Origin of the sequence: Rossellomorea vietnamensis (assembly GCF_008180615.1) — a bacterium.
Classification (GTDB): Bacteria; Bacillota; Bacilli; order Bacillales; family Bacillaceae_B; genus Rossellomorea; species Rossellomorea vietnamensis_D.
The window spans coordinates 1-20733 of the sequence record NZ_VTEH01000020.1 but is presented as its reverse complement, the minus strand read 5'-3'; the positions used below and the strand labels follow the sequence as shown (position 1 = coordinate 20733).

The window sequence follows — 20733 nt, the reverse complement described above, 5'->3', positions numbered from 1 at the left end:
TTTGTACAATAGAAAAAAGGAGGTAATGCAAATGGTTAAGAATCTGCAAAGCACTTTTAAGCTTCATAACGGGGTGGAAATTCCTTATCTCGGTCTTGGAGTCTATCAAATGGAAGACCATGAGGAAGCAGTGAGTGCTATTAAAACGGCAATAGATTTAGGATACAAATCTATCGATACAGCCTCTCTCTATAATAATGAGGAAAGCGTCGGCCAAGCTGTAAAAGAATCCTCAGTCGGAAGGGAAAACCTGTTCATTACTTCCAAGGTATGGAATACTGACCAAGGGTATGATAGTACGTTAAGAGCCTTTGAAGACAGCATGAAAAAGCTGGACATGGATTACCTTGATCTCTATTTGATCCACTGGCCTGTGGCAGAGAAATACAAAGACACCTGGAAAGCCCTTGAGCGGCTGTATGAGGAAGGGACTGTCAAGGCGATTGGTGTCAGCAACTTCAAGGAACATCACTTGGATGACTTAATGAAGACAAGCAATGAAAAACCGGTCATCAATCAAGTGGAACTTCATCCACGGTTAAGCCAGCAGTCTCTAAGAGAATACTGCTTTAAAAACAGCATTGCGGTAGAGGCATGGTCACCGATTGCAAGAGGAAAACTTCTTGAAGAACCGACTTTGAACCATATCGCCGATAAACATGGTAAAACACCGGCGCAGGTCATTCTTCGCTGGCATTTGCAAAATAATACCATCATCATTCCCAAATCGATCCACGTAAACCGAATGAAAGAAAACAGTGAGATCTTTGACTTCAGCCTTACTCTCGAAGACATGACTCAAATCAACTCACTCAATATGGACGAAAGATTCGGGGCCGATCCCGATAATTTTGATTTTTAAACTATACAGCTTCAAAAGCGCTGAGAGGGACTGTCCTTCTCAGTGCTATAACGTATAAAAGTACCATAGCGAAATTATTTAATTTTCTCATTTGACAGACAAGCTCTATAAGCGATATAATTATCTCGAATTAAAGATAAATATTTTCGTAATAAACGAATTCATTAAGTTTATTGCGGGCTACATAGGGAAAATTAATAGGTAGCGAATGGGTCTAGTACCCAGATGTATTGGGAAGAATTTAACCTGTCCCCAGGTTAAAAATATAGAGAAGGAAAAGGAGAGATTTTAAATGGCGAATATCGCGGTAATTTACTACAGTTCTACTGGAACTAACTATCAACTTGCACAATGGGCAGAAGAGGCGGCTAGAGAAGCTGGTGCAGAAGTAAAACTATTAAGAGTTGAAGAAATCGCACCGGAAGTAGCTGTATCTTCCAACCCGGCTTGGAAACAGCATCTTGAAAACACAAAAGACGTACCTGTAGCAACTACAGATGACCTTGAGTGGGCAGACGGTATCATTTTCAGTGTACCGACACGTTACGGAAACGTACCTGGCCAAGTTAAGCAGTTCCTTGATTCCACAGGCGGACTTTGGGCACAAGGCAAACTTGCGAATAAAGTAGTGAGCGGAATGTCTTCAGCTGCCAACACACACGGCGGCCAAGAACAAACAATCCTTGCCCTTTACACAACGATGATGCACTGGGGTGCTATCCTTGCTGCACCAGGTTACACTGACCCAGTATTATTCGCAGCTGGCGGAAACCCATACGGCACAAGTGTAACAGTCGATCAGGAAGGCAACATGGTCGAGGATGTGCAAGCAGCTGTCAAGCATCAGGCAAAACGTACTGTAGCTGTAACAGAAGCTGTGAAAAACGGTTTAAAATAATCGATTTATAAAAAAACAGGTATCCGATTGGATGCCTGTTTTTTTGTGTCTGTAAGCTGCTTATAGATCAAAGAATACAGTGAAGAGTGGAATTTCATCTAAAAATGGAGCCTCCAGGGATATCTTTTCCTCAGTCAGCGGGTGAAGCAGCTCAATATACTTTGCATGAAGGGCCTGCCTCTTTACGATTGATTTTCCCCCGTACAGCGTGTCCCCCGCAAGAGGGTGTCCGATTGCACTCATATGAACTCTGATTTGATGGGTCCTTCCAGTATCCAGAACCAGTTGCACAAGACTCAGCCCTTTGGTTTTATTGAGTTGCAGGACTTGATAATGAGTAGTGGCAGCCTGGCCGGATGGAGAAACCCGCCGGCGTGTATTATGGTGCCTGTCCCGGCCGATTGCCTGGTTGATAGTGCCTTTCTTCGTTTTCATTAGCCCCTGGACGATTGCCCAATAGGTTCTTTTAATTTTTCTTTCCGCAAGAAGGCGGTCTAAAATTCCTTTGACCAAAGCATGCTTGGCGAAAATGACAGCCCCTGTTGTATCCCTGTCAAGCCTGTGGATATGCTGCACTTCTGCTTTTTCCCCATTTTGCTGAAGATGCCAGGCAGCGGCATTGGCAAGCGTATCTTTTTCCACTGCCGGATCATTGGGATGTGTGTTCATCCCGGCTGGCTTATTGACGATCAGCATATGCTCATCTTCGTAAAGTACACGGAGCGGCATCTCTGCAGGGATGACCCCATAATCTTTTTCCTCGATTGAGAAGTGAAGTTTATCTCCTTTTCTGAGTGGATATGTCCAATTCACGGGCACGCCATTTAACATGACCGCTTTGTCCATCCTCAGTTGATGAACCGTTTTTTTGGGAGCCTGCCAAACCACCCGCATCAACGCTTCGGCTGTAACATTCTCCCATTTAGACGGAATGGAAATAATAAAATTAGGACCTTTGCCCTGTTCGTTCATCAAAAAACTCCTTTTTTCAATGTGTTAGCGTTATTATATAGGTATATATTCATTTAAATCATTTAGTTCCGATGTCACCATGGCTATAATTACCACCCGGAAAGAACTATATTTATGGTATTCTAAGAATAACTATTACATAGAGATGACAAACGTTACAAAGGTGGGTTTAAAGTGAAAATCCTATTGGCCTCCACGGAGGAACAGGAAGAAACCATTCAAGAACTTATTACGTATATTTATTGTACTATTTTCCCTCGTTATTTTACAGATGATGAAATCGAGCAATTTGAACAGCTTGAAGTATTACATACGGATACGGATTACACCAGGTATAACGGTACCTTAAAAGAAGCATTCCAAGTAATCTCGAGTCTTCAGACGCTTATCTCCTTAATCGAGGCGGATACGACGAAATCCGATTACGAGGAAATGTACGACCATAATCTATCTATCCTAAAGAGCTTCAATCTCTTCTTCCCATTTGATCTGAATCATTTCCGGGATTGCTTCAGCTATGAAGACAAGGTCAGTGTGTACGCCAAACCGGCCAACCAGCTGCTTGTTTAAAAAAATTCGTTAAGTGTGAATAAAAGATGTAGGAAGGAGCATACTATTAGATAATCAAGAAGAGATCTTCACCAATCTCTTCATTGATTCATCTTGTAATTCTCCTCTATATTCTGCTTCGGCAGGATAATCGACCACTGAGTGTTTTTGCTTGGTGGTTTTTTTTGTTGGTTTGGGGGCATGGGACCCGCAAAGAAATACGGGCCAATGAGATTGAAAAACGGGGAGATAACGGCCCGCAAAGAGTAGATACGGGCCAATGAGATAGGAGAAACAGGGAGATAACGGCCCGCAAAGAGTAGATACGGGCCAATGAGATAGGAGAAACAGAGAGATAACGGTCCGCAAAGAGTAGATACGGGCCAATGAGATAGGAGAAACAGGGAGATAACGGCCCGCAAAGAGTAGATACGGGCCAATGAGATTGAAAAACGGGGAGATAACGGCCCGTAAAGAGTAGATACGGGCCAATGAGATAGGAGAAACAGAGAGATAACGGACCGTTAATAGTAAATAAAGGCTGATGAAATTTAAAATAGTTCAGTTTAAGTCATCATAGTACGAAGCCTTCCCTAATTTGATCAAATTAAAGTGTTTAGAGAGAATGTTCTTAATAGTCTTCTTATCCTTAATAATTCCACACCAATCAAACGCCTGCGAAACACTAAGCCTTCTATCCGGAAACAATAGTCTAAACTCTTCCAAACTTCGTAATACAGCTATAAGTGAATCTTCTTTTCCATTACAGCTCTCGCATTTCAGAACCCTTGAATAAGAGCGGTAAAACCAGCCGCAGAAAGGACAAACAATACCTTTTTTTAATTCCTCATATTTATAGACCGGTAAGCGTTCATATGGATTCTCAGCCAGAGTGCGAGAAACCAGCTTTTTTGCAAGATCAATTTGGGTTTTATTCAGCTGAGAGGGTTTCTGATTGATCTTTTCAATAAAACGCGGCAACTGGGCGGGATAAATGATTGGTAAGTTTTTGGGAGCATTGTAGAGGTGAAAATAAGGGTTTACAAATACAGCTAGAGACACTATTGGAATATTGCAACCAAGGCTTTGAAACACATTGCGAACTAGTGGCTCGTTTCTTTTCATCTGAATTAGAGGGTTTTTAAAGTCAATTCCATCAGTCCTATTCAAGTTGTCTCCTTCCAAAATAAAGTCACCTTCATAGTTTTTTACTTCAAAAAGATAATTCAGCTGTGAGGTTAAGAGAATGGTATCAATTTGAGTAAAATTGCTGTTCCTCATAAACTGCATGTCAGGCAGCAGAATCCTGTCATTCAGAACCGGCTGCAGCCACTCATCGAATTGTTTTTCACCAAGGAACCCTTTCTCAATGTTAAAAAAATGCTTTTCCTCTTCGTAATTTAAGTTTTTACGAGAATCTACAGCTCTAAGAATAATTAATTCCTTTGATTCAGTGCGTTCCTTTATTTTCAAATCAGCAGCACTCCTTTCAGTTTGATTTTACCATATTTTTCATTTAGTAGTCCTCTTAGGGAGCTTTGCGTGGGTAAGAAAATATTGTGGAATATTTATGTTAAGATCAATAATAAGATACAAATCACAAAAAGGAGATTATATGTGAAAACAAAAAACAAATTCTTCATCTCTACTACCATAACAATCTTCCTCTTCTCAATAGCTTTTGTCTCTAACTATAACTCCCTTGAATAAGCTAAGGAAGCCTGCATAGATAGCAACAAGACGCCGGTAGTTGACCAAAATTTCCTCGCCCTCTATTGATCTGTTTCCTGCAAGTAACATTCCTAAGCTCTTAAAAAAAAGGCTGTTTTCGCATAGATTGTTGCTTTCGGAAAAATCCCAGGAGCCGGATTTTTCCCCGGATACTAAGGGATTTCTCTCTAGTCAAAGAAAGCAGCTCTTTTCTTATCATGATTACCAGGTTATTAAGGTGAGTTATGATTAGTTTTTTTGGAATTAGTATAGAATAGCAACAAAGTTTACGAAAAGAGCCAAATACAAAAACGCCCAGAAGCCTCTGGGCGTTTTGTGTACTATAGTCTATTTCACATTTTCATTAAACCAGGCTTCAAACGTTTCCGCAGGCTGAGAGCTTACGATTCGTGCTGTTTCTTGACCATCTTCAAAATGGATGATGGTTGGTGTTCCTTCGATATTGAACTGGTTCCAGGCTTGTTCAAATTCCAGGACGTTGTATTGGAGGAGGTCGATACCCATGTCTTCTGCCATCGGAGCTACTACTGGTGTCGTAGCTTGACAGTGCGAGCAGGTCGGACTGTAGAAGTAGACCGTAACATCCTCTTCATTTTCCAGTTTGGTTTGAAGTTCATCCGGCAGAATCAGATTCTGATAGTTGGGGTCATCGAGCTGGTCGATTGTAGCTGGTTCCAGGTCTGCCTTATTGTATGGATTGCCTTCTGCTGCCTGGTTTTGCTGCATGGTCGTGACGACCGCGATGGCAGCGAAGATACCGATAATGACTGCTAAAAAGATGATGACTTTTTTCATTCTTTATTCTCCCTTGCTGTTTTGATAAGTAAAAGGCTGCTTATAAAGATAACGATGAATGCGGTTAATGCTAAGAATGGAATCGTGATGAATCCAAGCCAGTTGATATATTCACCCGTACATGGGACGCGGCCGCATGAAGGTGCGGTATTATAGAGGAAATCGACTTTTTGCAAAGAATAATGATACAGGGAAGTCAAAATGCCGATTCCGGATAAAACGAGCGTATAGATGGCTATGAACGCATCTTTTTTCACGGCAGCAATTCCGAGGATGACAGCCATCGGATACATGATGATGCGCTGGTACCAGCAAAGGACGCAGGGTTCATACTGTTTGATTTCAGAAAAGTACAAGCTTCCCAGCATGGCAATCAATGCGGCAGCGAATGCCGTAAGTAACAGATTTTCTATTTTTTTATCCATGATTGTTTCCTTTCAATTGTTCTACCTCAGATTATAGTATGGGTGAACAGATAAAGTAAAACCTCTTGTACTGAGTTTATCATAAAAGTTTACAAAAATAATTCTCTTTTATAAATAGGGTATTTTATCCCAATGGCTTTGCGTTTTGAGGGGGATTAATAGAAAGGAGTGGCTGGGTGTGAAGAGGACCTTGATTATCGGCGGCACAGGAATGCTTGGCGGAGTGGTTGATCACCTTGTGAGAAAAGGCGAGAAGGTTACTGTTCTGGCAAGGTCGAGAGAGAAATTTACCAGAATGCTGGAAAGGTATGGCCTCTCGGAGCAGGAAGCGGCATTTCTTCAGGAGGATTATTTTGACACCAGCGCATTGATAAGAGCCTTGATGGAGCATATTAAACTCAATGGAATGTTTGATGAGGCTGTGATATGGATGAGGAGTTCGGCAGGGGAATCCTTTGAGGCAGTCATGGAATTTTTAAGCAAAACCTGCGGACACTTGGATGTTTTCAGGCTGCATGGCAGTTCGGCAGCGTATCAGCCTCTTCCTGAAAATCATTTTCAGTCAATAAACATGCATCATATCATTTTAGGGTTTAAAATAGAGGATGGAGAATCCCGGTGGCTGACTAATGCAGAGATTTCTGAGGGAGTTAATGCAGCTTTAGAAACACGGATTCCCGTTATAATCACAGGTATTACAGAGCCATGTCACAGGCGGCCAGGTTATTAGTTTATGGCCTGCTTTTTTCAGGGTAAAACATAAAGATGAGTGCAAAAGGAGTGTTACGATAAATGTCTGAAAAACTGGATTTATCTCAGTTTGAGAAAAAAATGATCATAAGGCAGACGCAGCATAAGGACATAGAGAATATCATCAAGATGCAGAGTGTCTGCTTCCCGGATATGGAGCCTTGGAAGAGGGAGCATCTGGAAAGCCATTTGGAGGTATTCCCGGAAGGACAGCTGGTGGCGGAACTGGAGGGAGAAATTATTGGTTCCTGTTCCAGCCTGGTCATCAACTTTGATGAATATGATGACCGCCATTCATGGGACGATGTAACGGATAACGGGTATATCACCAATCATAACCCTGAAGGTTACAATTTATATGGAATCGAAGTGATGGTTCACCCTGATTACCGCAGGATGAAGGTCGGCCATCGTTTATATGAAGCAAGGAAGGAACTTGCCCGCCAGCTCAATCTGAAAAGCATCATCATAGGCGGACGGATCCCTAATTTCCATTTGCATTCAGATGAGATGTTACCGAGAGAGTATGTTGATTCTGTATCAAGGCATAAAATTTATGATCCGGTACTTTCATTTCAGTTGATGAATGGATTCACGCTTATGAGAATTAACCCGAACTACTTGCCGGATGATACGAAATCAAAAAAATACGCCACTTTGATGGAATGGAACAATGTTGATTACCGGCCATCCAGCAAGAGGCATTTTAAAACCAGTTACCCTGTCAGAATTTGTGTCGTTCAATACATGATGAGGAAAATCAACTCTTTTGAAGAGTTTGCGAATCAGGTTGAGTACTTTACAGACGTAGCATCCGATGCCAAGTCAGACTTCGTGGTCTTTCCTGAAATCTTCACATCCCAGCTGATGTCTTTCCTTGATGAAAAGTCACCAAGTTTGGCCATCCGCAAGTTGACTGAGTACACAGAAGAATATATAGAACTGTTCACAGATCTTGCCGTCCGCTACAATGTCAATATCATTGGAGGTTCTCACTTCGTTAAAGAGGAAGACGATGAGATTTACAACATTGCTTATCTGTTCCGCCGTGATGGAACAATAGAAAAGCAGTATAAGATTCACATCACACCGAATGAACGGAAATGGTGGGGAATCAGTCCTGGCGACCGTGTCAAAGTCTTTGATACAGACTGCGGCAGAATCGCCATCCAAATTTGCTATGACATTGAGTTTCCGGAGCTCGCGCGCATCGCCACTGACCGGGGAGCCAAGATTATCTTCACGCCTTTCTGTACGGAAGACCGTCAAGGGTACCTCAGGGTCCGTTACTGTGCACAGGCGCGTGCTGTTGAAAATCAAATTTACACAGTCATTTCCGGTACAGTTGGAAATCTTCCTCAGACCGAGAATATGGATATCCAATACGCACAGTCAGGGATTTTCGCTCCTTCAGACTTTGAGTTTGCCCGTGACGGCATAGTCGGAGAAACGAATCCGAATATCGAAATGGTGATGATTGGTGATGTCGACCTTGAAGTCCTCAGGCGCCAGCGCCAATCTGGTACTGTCAGACAGCTGAAAGACCGCCGCCATGATGTTTATGGAGTAAAATATAACAGATAACAATGAAAAGGCCGCTGATTAGCGGTCTTTTTTTGAGAAGGAGAGAATTGTGTGCTGTTTTTACATGGTGGAGTCTTCGAAATGACCTATTTGCATACCGCCCAAAATACCCTTTTTTATGTTAAAATGAAACGAATGAAAAGGTTGTCAAACGCTCTTTTTCAAGGATTGGTTTTTTGCTATCTTTCTGCCACATCTTTTAAAAGGGATTGGAAGGGAAGCCGCTTGAGACCCTTCAAATCCAGCGAGTGGTCCAGTTCCAGCGTCCGATTCCGGGCTGGAGAAGAGTTTAGGAAGAGTCTAAGTATTATAGGTAAATCAAAAGCAGCCATCAAACAAAAACAGCTTTGTCAAAAAAAGGCGGATTCTTTTAAAAGGAAAAGGGTCATCCACCAAGAATTACATATAGTAAGTCATCGACAGGAGGAGATTAACTTGAATTGGAAAACGGCTTGGGAGAAATGGGATTCCCATCAGGAACTTGACCAGGAAATGCGCAGTCTTTTGACTGAAATGAAAGACAATGAAAAGAGTCTGGAAGATGCGTTTTATAAAGATTTAGAGTTTGGAACAGGCGGCATGCGCGGAGAAATCGGTGCAGGCATCAACCGAATGAATGTCTATACAGTACGAAAAGCATCAGAAGGCTTAGCTCAATACATCTTGTCTCATGGAGAAGAAGCGAAGAAGCGCGGTGTGGCAATCGCTTATGATTCCCGCCATAAGTCTCCTGAGTTTGCAATGGAGGCAGCGAAAACGTTGGCTTCCCGCGGTATCCAGACATACGTGTTTGATGAATTGAAGCCGACACCAGAGCTTTCTTTTGCCGTGAGATCTCTGAAAGCCTACTCCGGGATTGTGGTGACAGCAAGCCATAACCCGCCGGAATACAACGGATATAAAGTGTATGGTGAAGATGGTGCGCAGCTTCCCCCAAAAGAAGCGGATGAAGTGATTGCCAAAGTGAATGAAATTGAAAATGAACTTAGAATCGATGTGAAATCTGAAGATGAATTAAAAGAAGAGGGTCTTATCAAAATGATTGGGGAAGAAATTGATCAATCCTATCTTGAGCACCTTCTCTCAATCTCAGAGAAACCTCAGATTTCAAAGGAAACAGACCTGAGCATCGTGTTTTCGCCGCTGCACGGCACAGCTTTAAAGATGGTTGAAAGAGGGCTGGATGCATTAGGCTATACGGACGTCCATATTGTCAAAGAACAGTCTGTCCCTGATCCTGAATTCTCGACAGTGAAATCGCCGAACCCAGAGGATAAGGCAGCATTTGAGCTTGCGATCCGTGATGGTAAAGAAAAGGATGCGGATATCCTCATTGCCACTGATCCAGATGCAGACCGTCTTGGCGTGGCTGTAAAGGACAAAGATGGAGAGTACGTCCTGCTGACAGGCAACCAAACAGGAGCGGTCCTGATTGATTATATTCTCGGCAGGAAAAAAGAGAAGAACATGATCCCGGCTAATGGAAGAGTGTTTAAGACGATCGTAACCTCCGAGCTTGGCAGAAAAGTAGCCGAGTCCTACGGCGCGTCTGTCGAGGATGTCCTGACAGGCTTTAAATTCATTGGTGAAAAAATCAAAAACTATGAAGAGTCCGGAGAGTATCAGTTCCTGTTTGGCTACGAAGAAAGCTATGGTTATTTGATCGGAGACTTCGCCCGCGATAAGGATGCAGTTCAGGCTGTGTTAATGGCTGTCGAAGCAGCTGCATACTTCAAACAGCAGGGCAAAACGCTGTATGATGCCCTTTTAGATCTTTATGAGCGATTCGGGTATTACCAAGAGGGTCTGGAGTCACTGACGTTAAAAGGAAAAGAAGGTGCAGAGCAGATTCAGTCTATCCTTTCATCCTTCAGGGAAGAGCCTCTTAAAGAAATCAAGGGACTTGCCGTGGCAAAAGTGGAGGATTACAAAACAAGCTTGAGCACGAGGCTTGAGGATGGGTTGGAAGAAACGATCTCACTTCCGAAATCCAACGTGATCAAATATTTCCTTGAAGACGGTTCATGGATCTGCCTTCGTCCTTCAGGCACGGAGCCTAAAATCAAGTTTTACTTCAGCGTCACTGGTAAATCCCTCGAGCAAAGTCAGGAAAAGTTAGAGGGACTGAAGAAGGCGCTTATGGAAAAAATCGAAAATATGGTGAACTCTTTCGCAGGATAAGGCATTTGCCTTTTCCTGTTTTTTAGGGGTTTTCAGTGAAAATATTATACATATGACGCAGCAGCGGGGTGTTGTTCAATTGCTGCCTAACCCAGCACCAGCTAAGGGCTGACAGGCTTGCTGTGATTTTACATCAGGAAAGGATGTTTGCCGTGGGAAATAAAGTCGCCATCGTAACAGGTGCTTCCAGAGGAATAGGGACTGAAATTGCACGACAATTATTAAGAAACTCTTTTAAAGTTTCTGTAGTCGGAAGTTCTAAGCAAATACATAAAACAGCAGGAAAGTTAAAGGCTGAAGGCTACAATGAAATTTACTCTATTCAAGCAGATGCAGGAAATGAGCAGGATGTGTCGAGAGCTGCTGAGGAAACGGTCAATAAGTTTGGAAAGGTCGACCTCCTTGTAAATAATGCGGGAATCGGCTTCTTTAAACCAACTGAGGAAGTAACCTCTGAAGAGTGGAAAAAACTGTTTGATGTCAATGTGCACGGAGTGTTTTACTTCTCCAAAGCAGTCCTTCCTTATATGAAGCTGCAGAAGTCAGGCACCATCATCACCATCACTTCAGATGTTGCCCGTTACACCATTCCTAATGGTTCTGCCTATGTCGCCAGTAAGTACGCGGTTCAAGGGTTCTGCGGTTCGCTGGCTCAGGAAGTAAGAGAACACGGTATAAGAGTGGGCACAGTGAATCCCGGAATGGTGGATACGTACTTTGCCGGCTCCACCCAGGGGCTGCCCGAAAAGGGGGATTTGCTGAAGGTTGAAGATATAGCCAGCGCTGTATTGTATATGGCATCAGCACCCAAGCACATGGTGATCGATGAGATGAAAATTCATCCTCTGGTACAAGATTACCCAATAAGCTGAGGATTGCGGCTGCACCAGGCAGGTTTCATTACGCCTGGTGATTTTTTAACTAGTCTGGAGACCATTCCCACCGACTGGAGTCTCTGTCATTAAAATGAAGTCAACTAGGTTCATATAGAAATAATATTTCCGTTGCCGCTGTCCAGCACGGGCAGACGTTATTAACTCATGGAAAGTCGAAGTTGAAAATATGTTCTGCAACTAAAGTCGTAGAAGGGAATCCTGCTTCTAGGCGATACCCTGGGCAGGGGGAATTAATATACTGTTATATAAGGCGGTTATGGGGTATAAAAACCTTCCCGAACGATAGTTATCTTATTGTAGTGCAGCAGAATCTGAGTGTTTAGAGCTTTTTATAAAGGAGGTCAGCCTTTTGAACATAGAGAATAACGCCAACATACACTTATTAAAAAAGATTGCCGAACTCCTTAATGAAGAGACGGAATTGGAGAAGATGCTTTCGTGTGCTCTTCAGGTCTTCCTGAACGGTACCGAGTTTACAACAGGCTGGATCTTTTTTATAAACAAGGAGAAGGGACATTCGCTGGAAGCCTATCATAACATTCCTTCATCCTTATCTGATGATGGATGTAGCCTCTTAAAGAATGGAGGCTGCTGGTGTGTCAACCGGTTTCGAACCGGTAAATTGACCAAGGCCTCCAATATCATTGAATGCCAGAGAATTGAAAAATCGATTGCGCAAAATAAGGGTGATACAGGGAATATAGAGTACCATGCAACGGTTCCGCTTCAATCAGGAAAAGAATCATTTGGACTGCTGAATGTAGCAGCTCCTGGAAAGACTCATTTTCATGAGCACGAACTTGCTCTGTTGGAATCTGTAGCTTTTCAAATCGGGTCGGCAATTAAAAGGATTGTTTTAACCAAGAAAGAACAGGAGATAGCGCTGATGCAGGAAAGAAACCGATTGGCGAGGGATTTGCATGACTCTGTAAATCAATTGCTGTTTTCACTGACTTTGACTGCCAGAGGAGGGACCTTGCTGAGCGAGGATGAGCAAGTGAAGGAAACTTTTACAACTATTCAAGGCCTTGCGCAGGAAGCCTTGACTGAAATGAGGGCATTGATTTGGCAGCTGAAGCCTCATGGACTTGAAAACGGCCTCAGCGAAGCACTGAATGGGTATGGGGAAATGCTTGGAATGAACGTGGAAGTGAAGGTGGATGGAGTTGTCGCCCTTCCATCGAAAATTGAAGAAGCACTTTGGAGAATCGGACAGGAGGCCATTAATAATGCCAAGAAGCATTCTGGAGAAGAAGCGATTTATTTCCAGCTTAATGCCTCTCCCAATCTTGTGACTCTGAAGATTAAAGATTTTGGATGCGGATTTCATTATATCCCTGTTCAATTCATCCCCTCGATGGGCATCAGGGGTATGCAGGAACGAGTGAACCAGCTTGAAGGTCGATTTCAGTTGAAGAGCGAGCCGGGGACCGGTACAGAAATAGTAGTGAAGATTCCATATTAAGGAGGAAGATATATGACGATACGTGTGCTGATTGCGGATGACCATCATGTGGTTAGAAGAGGACTCGTTTTTTTTCTGAAGACACAAAAGGATATTGAAATTGTTGGAGAAGCAGCGAATGGCAGGGAAGCAGTAGAGTTGGCGGAGAAACTTCAGCCTGATTTGATTCTGATGGACTTGGTCATGCCGGAGATGGATGGGATTCAAGCAACAAAACTCATTAAAAAATCTCATGAAAATATAGAGATTATGATGCTGACAAGCTTCTCCGATCAAGATCATGTTATTCCCGCAATTGAAGCAGGGGCATCAGGATATCAGCTGAAAGATATTGAACCGGATGAGCTGGTTGAATCCATCCGGAAGCTTGTACGCGGGGAAAATTCTCTTCATTCAAAGGCAACAAACCACCTGTTGAAAAGGGTATCGCGTAATCATCAGCTTCCTCATCAAATTCATCAGCTTACGAAACGGGAAAAAGATGTTTTGCTTCAACTGACCAAAGGCAAAAGCAATAAAGAAATTGCCTCCAGCCTCTTTATCACTGAGAAAACAGTCAAAACCCATATCTCTAATATCTTTGCAAAACTTGAGGTGGCAGACCGGACACAGGCAGCCCTCTATGCGGTCAAGCATAAATTGGGGGAGTAAGACCTTAACAAGGGGGGAGGTTTTGCCAGAAAGAGTTTCAGCGGCATATGAGACATTAATAAGAGTGCAAGCTGCGATTTATTCCTTTATAGTCATTTGGATATATATGTAAACTTCTGCCGGGGTATAAGTCCTATGACGGTAAGGCTTATAGCCGTGAAGGCGTACCCTTGTTGGAAACGAATTTAGATAGTATGGACACCTGAGTAATGAAGGAAATCTCCCCGCAGCATTGGTAAAACAAGTGTGGGAGAGATTGCTTCAACTTGAAGACTGCTCTGTGTTACCCAGTAAGTGAAGGGGCTGGCTGCAAGAGGATGCATCCAAATTGAGCTTTTCTATACGCTTAAAGATCCATGCCTCCTTTGTTGGGTTGTGAGATAAGTCACATTTTGATTTTCAAAGCCAGCTCAAACCCGGGATAAAACAGCACAATATTCTTTTGGGAATTTTTATCAATTATAAATTCTGTCTTCATCTGGTATAAAATACCACCTCCTATTATTCATCTTTCCGCCCCTGAACCAAATATCCTCTTTTATTAAAATTACGATATTCGGGAATTCAAAAAAACTCCTATCTACCTATTCATTGATTACGACTTGGCTGTTATATGCCTGAAGTTATAAAATTTCTCCTGCTATTGGCTTATAAAAAAAAGAGAGCAATGTAACTTTCTGTTTATTTTCTGAATATTCAGTTATTGGTCGACACAATAATACAACCTTCAACATATTGGTTTGGGTATCTTTGGTACAACACCTACATAATTCCAGGTGAATAAATCGAAAGGAGACCATGACTGGAATTGCCAAACTTATATCAGGAGGGAATTGAATGAGAGGAAGAAGAAACAGAGTAAAATGGTTGTCCATTGTACTGACACTTGTACTATTTATTCCTTTGATGTTTCCACCCAATTCAGCAGCAGCGAATCCCGCACAGGCAAAAGAAAGGCCTTCCGTTTCAGCAAATGAAACAGCCAAGATTAAACCTCAATCCAAGATAACATCCAAATTACAAGACCAATTTAAAAAAGATAAGCATGTAACCTATCTAGTGAAGTTCAAGGAGCAGGCCGATCCTGCAGCTATAGCGAAGAGTGCAGCTGATAGTGCGAAGAAACAAAAGCTATCGGCAAATGGCCAAAAGTTATTAAAGCGGAACATGGTCGTTTCGGAACTTCGCTCAACTGCACTTAAGACTCAGGCAGAAGTGAAAAAATACTTAACGAAACAGAAAAAGTCCGGAGCCGTCAAAGAAGTAAAAGATTTTTATGTAGTAAACGGCATGGCTGTGACGAGTACAAAAGAGGTTATGGAAGAAATTGCGGCATTTTCTGAAGTGGAGAAAATTATGCCTAATGAGACGCGCCAGCTTATCCAGCCAGTAAAAACTGAAGCTTCTACAAGTGCTGCAGTAAAGGAAAAGAGTGCACAGAACTCACCTTCCAACATCGAGTGGAATATCGACCGGGTTGGTGCTCCGGCAGTATGGGATATGGGAATTGACGGTGCAGGGACAGTCGTTGCATCGATCGATACAGGTGTTCAGTGGAATCACCCTGCGCTGAAGGAAAAGTATCGTGGGTTCGACCCGCAAAACCCTGACTCGCCACAAAACGAATTCAACTGGTTCGATGCTACAGCAGGCCAATCTGCACCTTATGATGATCAAGGTCACGGTACTCACGTGACAGGAACAATGGTCGGTGCAGAATCGGATGGCAGCAATCAAATCGGAGTTGCCCCGGGAGCGAAGTGGATCGCTGTCAAGGCGTTCACTGCTGATGGAGGCACTGATGCGGACCTTCTTGCCGCAGGAGAATGGATTTTGGCTCCAAAGGATGCAGAAGGAAATCCCCATCCAGAGATGGCGCCTGATGTTGTCAACAACTCTTGGGGAGGAGGATCAGGACTGGATGAATGGTACCGTCCAATGGTGGAAGCCTGGAGAGCAGCTGAAATCTTTCCGGAATTTTCCGCTGGCAACACGACGCTCTTTAATCCGGGAGGTCCAGGATCAATTGCTACTCCAGCAAATTACCCTGAATCTTTTGCTACAGGAGCGACAGACATAAATGATCAATTGGGAAGCTTCTCTCTTCAAGGCCCTTCACCTTATGATGAGGTAAAGCCGGACATTTCTGCACCTGGCGTGAATATTCGGTCTGCAGTCCCTGGCAGCAATTATGAAGGAGGGTGGAACGGCACTTCCATGGCGGGGCCGCATGTTTCAGCTGTTGCTGCACTATTAAGACAGGTTGATGCAAGCCTTACCGTTGATGAAATGGAAGAAATTTTGTTGAATACAGCTGTACCATTAACAGATAGCACCTTCCCGGAGTCACCGAACAATGGCTATGGAAAAGGATTGGTCAATGCTTTCGATGCCGTCTCTTCGGTTATGAGCGGAATCGGTCAAGTTGAAGGTCAGGTATCAAAAGAAGGCGATGATTCAGAAGCGCCTTCAATCAGTCATGAAGCTCCTGGTGAAGCTTTCAACCAAATGAATCTTCCTCTTCAAGCGGAAGCAGCCGATAATATCAGTGTAACCAATGTGACACTGCAGTATCAAAATGCTTCTGGTGAATGGACGACTATTGATGCTGTAAGAACGGCCGGCGACCACACGTCAGGAACCTATGAAGCTTCAATCCCTGGCGAGGACTTAACCGGAGAAAGTGTAGCGTATAAGTGGAGTGCACTTGATTTTGGCGGAAATGAAGTGGAGACAGAGGAATACACTGTTACTCTTCTGCCCGGCATTTCAGTTGGATATGAGCATGACTTTGAATCCAATCCGGCAGGCTGGACTTCTTATGGAGAGCAGAACAGCTGGGAACGCGGAGTACCTGAAAACGGACCGGGTACAGCTGTTTCAGGGGAAAATGTTTTTGCCACAAGCCTGGCAGGAACGTATGCTAACAGTGCTAACATGTCACTGCAAATGCCTCCTGTAGATCTGCCTGAAGGAAACTCATTCTTGCAGTTCAAGCAATGGCATGAACTTGAGAACAACTACGATTACGGACACGTCTTCGTATCTACAGACGCGGAAAACTGGACTCAAGTACTTCGCGTAAATGGAGACACGGGAGAATGGGTTGATGGAGAAGTTGATCTTAGTGAATATGCCGGACAGCGGATTTATATCGCCTTTAATGTAACGACTGATGGAAGTGTCGTGAAACAGGGCTGGTATTTAGACGATGTGAAATTGAGCGGTGAATCCATCCTTCCTTCCAAGCAAAAGAATCTTGGACTGAAATCAAAGGATGAACCATCTGCTTCTGTTTCTAAAAAACCGAAAGTGAATCCAAACAAGATTACTGTAGCAGTTAAGAAATCTGCGGGTGTACCGGAAGACAGCAGTCCTGCGCCAGTGCTTCTTCCATTACAGGCAGAAGTGAATGTGCTTGAAACTGGGCGCTCTGTCTACACAAATCCTGCTGACGGATCTTACTCTATGACGCATGCAGCTGGCGATTTTACACTGCAGGCATCAACTTATGGCTACAGATCGCAATCTCAAAGTGTGACAATTCAAGAGGGTGCAGTATCAACGGCCAATTTCACTCTTGAAGAAATTCCTAGAGGAACTGTGACGGGTACGGTAACAAATCAGGCTTCTGGAGAACCGGTTGAAGGAGCAACTATTTTCCTTCTGGAAGATGCAGTAGTGGAACCGGTTGAAACCAATGAGAACGGTGTATACGAACTTAATGCTTATGAAGGAGAATATACGCTGAAAGTTGTTGCTCCATACTACAACAGCCAGGAAGTTACCATAACGGTTGAGGGCGGAGAAACTACCGGTGCGGATGTCTCTTTGGAACCATTCATCGGCTACCCAGGTGAAATCTCCTATGATGACGGAACAGCTGAAAATGCCCGCGCCTTCAATGCTGCCGGAAATGGCTGGGCAGTGAAGATGTCCCTTGAAGATGGAAATGAAGCTGCCTTAGTGACAGGCGGATTGTTCCGATTCTGGGATATGGAATGGCCAGTACCTGGTGGAACGGAGTTTGAAGTTGCCATCTATGATGCTTCAGGTACAGACGGTGCACCAGGCAAGAAAGTGGCTGGTCCTTTTGATGCAGCTGCATTACGTAATGGCGAATGGACACATGTTGATTTAAGTCAGCATGGAATCATGGTCGAAGGTGACTTCTACATGGTTTATATCCAGACCCATGCAAATCCAAATTCACCTGGTCTCGGTACAGATGAAAATGGAGAGTACTCAGGAAGAAACTGGCAGATGGTTGGAGGGGCATGGTCTCCATCACCTGAAGATGAAGGAAACTACATGATCCGGGCAACTGTCAATTACGAAGTAACCGCTCCAGTGATTACTTCACCAAAAGACGGATCCTTCACTAAAAATGATACAGTCACAGTGGAAGGGACATCGGCACCATCTACAACAGTTCTTGTGTTCAATGGAGAAGAAGAAGTGGCTGCAGTTCAAACATCTGAGGATGGTACATTTTCGGCTGAGGCAGCACTACAGCCCGGCGAAAATACAATCACAGCCAAAGCATCGACAGAGCAAGGCGCTACAGGACCTTCAGAGCCTGTAACAATCACGCTCGATCAGGAAAAACCTGAATTAGAGATCACATCTCCAGAAGAAGGACTCAAAACAAATAAAGAAGCCATTACCGTAACTGGAACAGTAGCCGATGAGAACCTTGCATGGGTAAAAGTGAACGGCCAAAAGGCTTCTGTAAATGAAGGTCAATTCAGCCATAGAATGCTTTTGAATGAAGGTGAGAACGTCATTCAAGTCATTGCCAAAGACAAAGCCGGCAACAAAAAGAAACAAACCGTCACAGTGGAAGCGAAATTTGGTGATTTGGCCATTGACAACCTTCTTCCGGGAGAAGACAAACAGCTGAAAAAAGGTGAATCAGTTAAGATCGAATTTGACAGTGAACCTGGATTAGATGCAGCGTTTGTGATTCATATGCCGCTGACAAATGCCAAATCTCTTGTTGCGAATGCCACTGAATTGCCTATGATGGAAACATCGGAAGGACACTATGTCGGATACTATACTGCCACCTCGAATGTCAAAGCACCTGGTGCTGTCATCGAAGTGAAGGTATCTGATGAGTTTGGAAATGTGAGCACGAAGAGAGCAGAAGGCAAGCTGTATATCAATACAAAGAAATAAACAGTAAGGAAGGAGAGCCGATTGATTGGCTCTCCTTTTTGCTTTTCTTGAGATGTTTCATAAGCTGTTTGCAGCTCCCTTTTCGTTAGAGAAAGACAGCAAACGAAGTTCCAAGCCAACCTTTGTCGGTGCCGCTTAACGCAATCCAGCAAGCATCAATTTCTTCCAGGAACCTTTCTCCTCCTCAACACAAGACCGAACAGCAACAACCACTTAATAAAGCTTGTTCAGTGACTTCCAATATTATGTATTACAACACAGATCAAACCCTGTTTCCGTCACTTTTACCGGTTTATTTGGCTGCACATCTTCCAGTGATTCTGTGTAGGTCAAGACCGGTGAAACCTTCCCTTGTCACCCGCCACTCTGTACTTCACAGCCTAACCTTTCTTGTTAAAAATATTTTGACTGTTCTACGACATTTGCCGGTAATATTTTTTGATTTATGTATGTCTTTCACATGTCACCTCTTCTTCAAAAATGAAAGCGGGCTGAACGAATCAGCCCGCAGGATTGGTGGAATCCTATATTTTCATTGCATGTTCTTCCATTGGTTCTCTTTCACTGGCAGTCAGGTTGGCGTGCTCAATATATCTGAGAAGGGTATACATGTTTTGTTCAATGATTGAGTAATCACGGGAAAAATGGTAAGCATGCAGAAACTGCTCAATTCTTTTGGCTAAAAGATCATCTTTCGTCCGTACCATAAGAATGAGAAGGTTATCCCATTCACTGCGGTGTGTATAGTACAAAGCTCTGTCATAATCAACTTTATTCAATAAACTCCCTCCTTCTGAAGGGTTACTAGTAGTATGTTCGCGAAGGCTTGAGAATTTCACTGAAAAAGTTGGTTATCTTGTCCTTAAAGGCTTTCCTTCTATTGGATGAATAGTGTTCAAAATAAAAAAGCATATTAAGGATGAAATTATATGCAGAGGTGAAGCAATGATGAAAAAATGGATCTCTATTATCTCCATGGCATTACTCCTTTTGTCGGTTCAGCCAGCCCTGGCACAGCAGCCTGATTATCAAAAATTCGGCCGCATTGCAACAGCGGTTGTCAAAGAAGATTACACAGGAGAAAAACTGGCGGATTACAAATATGATGGCAGGAAAACACTATCCGGCGGCCAGGTTCAAGACAGCTTTACTTTTGAAGTTGTAAAAGGGAGCAAGGAAATAATTGTCAAAGTGAACGTTGTGCATAATCCTGCAAAGCCAACCGAATTGAGCCTCTCAGTGATTGAAGTAAAATAGGTGGATGTTTACCGAATTTGATGTATCTTGCTTAATAAGCGGGGTGCATCATTTTTTTGTACACTTTGAGAAGCTAAGAGGCAGAGCGGGTACATGAACTGCGGAATTTTTTTGGCTTGTTGTCCCTCGGAGGCGTTGGTAATACATCCTTTCCCACCTTGGTTTTAAAGCTTGAGGTGAGTGCTACTGCTGCTTTCTACTCGCTATATTGTGTTTTATTGGAATTTTAAAATAATAAATACTATACTTTTTATATAGCTCTTTGTATGAAAACTCCTTTGGCCAGAAGGCAACACTAAGCTAAGCCCTCCATCTTCTCATTTTTTTGGGGGCCAAGGATCATCTGTTAGCTAATTTATTACTTATTGATTATTAGGCAGACTTATCTTCTCTCAATTCTATGTTGTAGCCTTTCTTCTTTAGATATTGAATTATTTTTTGGTCTTTGTTTTGTTCTTTCTGCTGATAATAATCAGGGCCTAGTTCCTGATAGGGTTCTTTTGTTTTTAGAATGTTATAAGCAATTGTTAAAAGTA

At 43.1% G+C, this 20733-nt stretch carries 16 protein-coding genes; 11 read left to right on the top strand and 5 right to left on the bottom strand.

Annotated elements, in window-relative coordinates; all coding sequences use genetic code 11:
- Positions 1-31 precede the first annotated feature (31 nt).
- A complete protein-coding gene (locus tag FZC79_RS19530; protein ID WP_148948397.1) occupies positions 32-862 on the top strand; it encodes an aldo/keto reductase in 831 nt (276 codons plus the stop codon).
- A 292-nt stretch (positions 863-1154) separates the two neighbouring features.
- On the top strand, positions 1155-1760 hold the full coding sequence (wrbA, locus tag FZC79_RS19525) for an NAD(P)H:quinone oxidoreductase (RefSeq protein WP_148948396.1): 606 nt from the start codon (positions 1155-1157) through the stop codon (positions 1758-1760).
- Between the two features lie 60 nt (positions 1761-1820).
- Here the strand turns inward: wrbA and FZC79_RS19520 are convergent, their stop codons facing one another.
- Positions 1821-2732 (bottom strand): RluA family pseudouridine synthase, encoded by a 912-nt coding sequence (locus FZC79_RS19520; protein ID WP_148948395.1) that lies wholly within the window; start codon positions 2730-2732, stop codon positions 1821-1823.
- A 174-nt stretch (positions 2733-2906) separates the two neighbouring features.
- Here FZC79_RS19520 and FZC79_RS19515 point away from each other — a divergent pair, with 174 nt between their 5' ends.
- The gene (locus tag FZC79_RS19515; RefSeq protein WP_148948394.1) at positions 2907-3302 is read left to right on the top strand and encodes a DUF5365 family protein; all 396 of its coding nucleotides are present in this window, start codon (positions 2907-2909) and stop codon (positions 3300-3302) included.
- Between the two features lie 540 nt (positions 3303-3842).
- Here FZC79_RS19515 and FZC79_RS19510 read toward each other — a convergent pair.
- From FZC79_RS19510 to FZC79_RS19500, 3 genes are all read right to left on the bottom strand, one after another.
- Complete coding sequence (locus FZC79_RS19510) at positions 3843-4754, bottom strand: nuclease-related domain-containing protein (RefSeq protein WP_252183406.1); 912 nt, start codon at positions 4752-4754, stop codon at positions 3843-3845.
- A gap of 585 nt (positions 4755-5339) precedes the next feature.
- The gene (locus tag FZC79_RS19505) at positions 5340-5807 is read right to left on the bottom strand and encodes a thioredoxin family protein (protein WP_148948393.1); all 468 of its coding nucleotides are present in this window, start codon (positions 5805-5807) and stop codon (positions 5340-5342) included.
- Positions 5804-6232, bottom strand: coding sequence for a disulfide oxidoreductase (locus FZC79_RS19500; protein WP_148948392.1), 429 nt, complete (start codon positions 6230-6232; stop codon positions 5804-5806). The genes FZC79_RS19505 and FZC79_RS19500 overlap by 4 nt, the downstream gene beginning before the upstream one ends.
- 178 nt (positions 6233-6410) lie before the next feature.
- Here FZC79_RS19500 and FZC79_RS19495 point away from each other — a divergent pair, with 178 nt between their 5' ends.
- The 7 genes from FZC79_RS19495 (at position 6411) to FZC79_RS19465 (ending at position 18940) form a co-directional block, all read left to right on the top strand.
- Positions 6411-6962 carry a hypothetical protein gene (locus FZC79_RS19495; protein WP_148948391.1) on the top strand — a complete coding sequence of 184 codons (552 nt, stop codon included), beginning with the start codon at positions 6411-6413 and terminating at the stop codon, positions 6960-6962.
- Positions 6963-7024: 62 nt separating this feature from the next.
- Positions 7025-8566, top strand: a complete 1542-nt coding sequence (locus FZC79_RS19490) for a bifunctional GNAT family N-acetyltransferase/carbon-nitrogen hydrolase family protein (RefSeq protein ID WP_148948390.1) — start codon at positions 7025-7027, stop codon at positions 8564-8566.
- 435 nt (positions 8567-9001) lie between these two features.
- Positions 9002-10747 (top strand): phospho-sugar mutase, encoded by a 1746-nt coding sequence (locus tag FZC79_RS19485; RefSeq protein ID WP_148948389.1) that lies wholly within the window; start codon positions 9002-9004, stop codon positions 10745-10747.
- Positions 10748-10890: 143 nt separating this feature from the next.
- On the top strand, positions 10891-11619 hold the full coding sequence (locus FZC79_RS19480; RefSeq protein ID WP_148948388.1) for an SDR family oxidoreductase: 729 nt from the start codon (positions 10891-10893) through the stop codon (positions 11617-11619).
- Between the two features lie 373 nt (positions 11620-11992).
- Positions 11993-13108 carry a GAF domain-containing sensor histidine kinase gene (locus FZC79_RS19475; protein ID WP_148948387.1) on the top strand — a complete coding sequence of 372 codons (1116 nt, stop codon included), beginning with the start codon at positions 11993-11995 and terminating at the stop codon, positions 13106-13108.
- A gap of 12 nt (positions 13109-13120) precedes the next feature.
- A complete protein-coding gene (locus FZC79_RS19470) occupies positions 13121-13759 on the top strand; it encodes a response regulator (protein ID WP_148948386.1) in 639 nt (212 codons plus the stop codon).
- A gap of 837 nt (positions 13760-14596) precedes the next feature.
- Positions 14597-18940, top strand: coding sequence for a S8 family peptidase (locus FZC79_RS19465; RefSeq protein ID WP_148948385.1), 4344 nt, complete (start codon positions 14597-14599; stop codon positions 18938-18940).
- Positions 18941-19464: 524 nt separating this feature from the next.
- Here FZC79_RS19465 and FZC79_RS19460 read toward each other — a convergent pair.
- Positions 19465-19719: a YhdB family protein gene (locus FZC79_RS19460; protein ID WP_148940975.1), complete on the bottom strand. Its 255-nt coding sequence runs from the start codon at positions 19717-19719 to the stop codon at positions 19465-19467.
- Positions 19720-19885: 166 nt separating this feature from the next.
- Between FZC79_RS19460 and FZC79_RS19455 the strand changes: the two genes are divergently transcribed.
- Positions 19886-20197, top strand: coding sequence for a DUF3889 domain-containing protein (locus tag FZC79_RS19455; RefSeq protein WP_252183404.1), 312 nt, complete (start codon positions 19886-19888; stop codon positions 20195-20197).
- Positions 20198-20733: the final 536 nt, after the last annotated feature.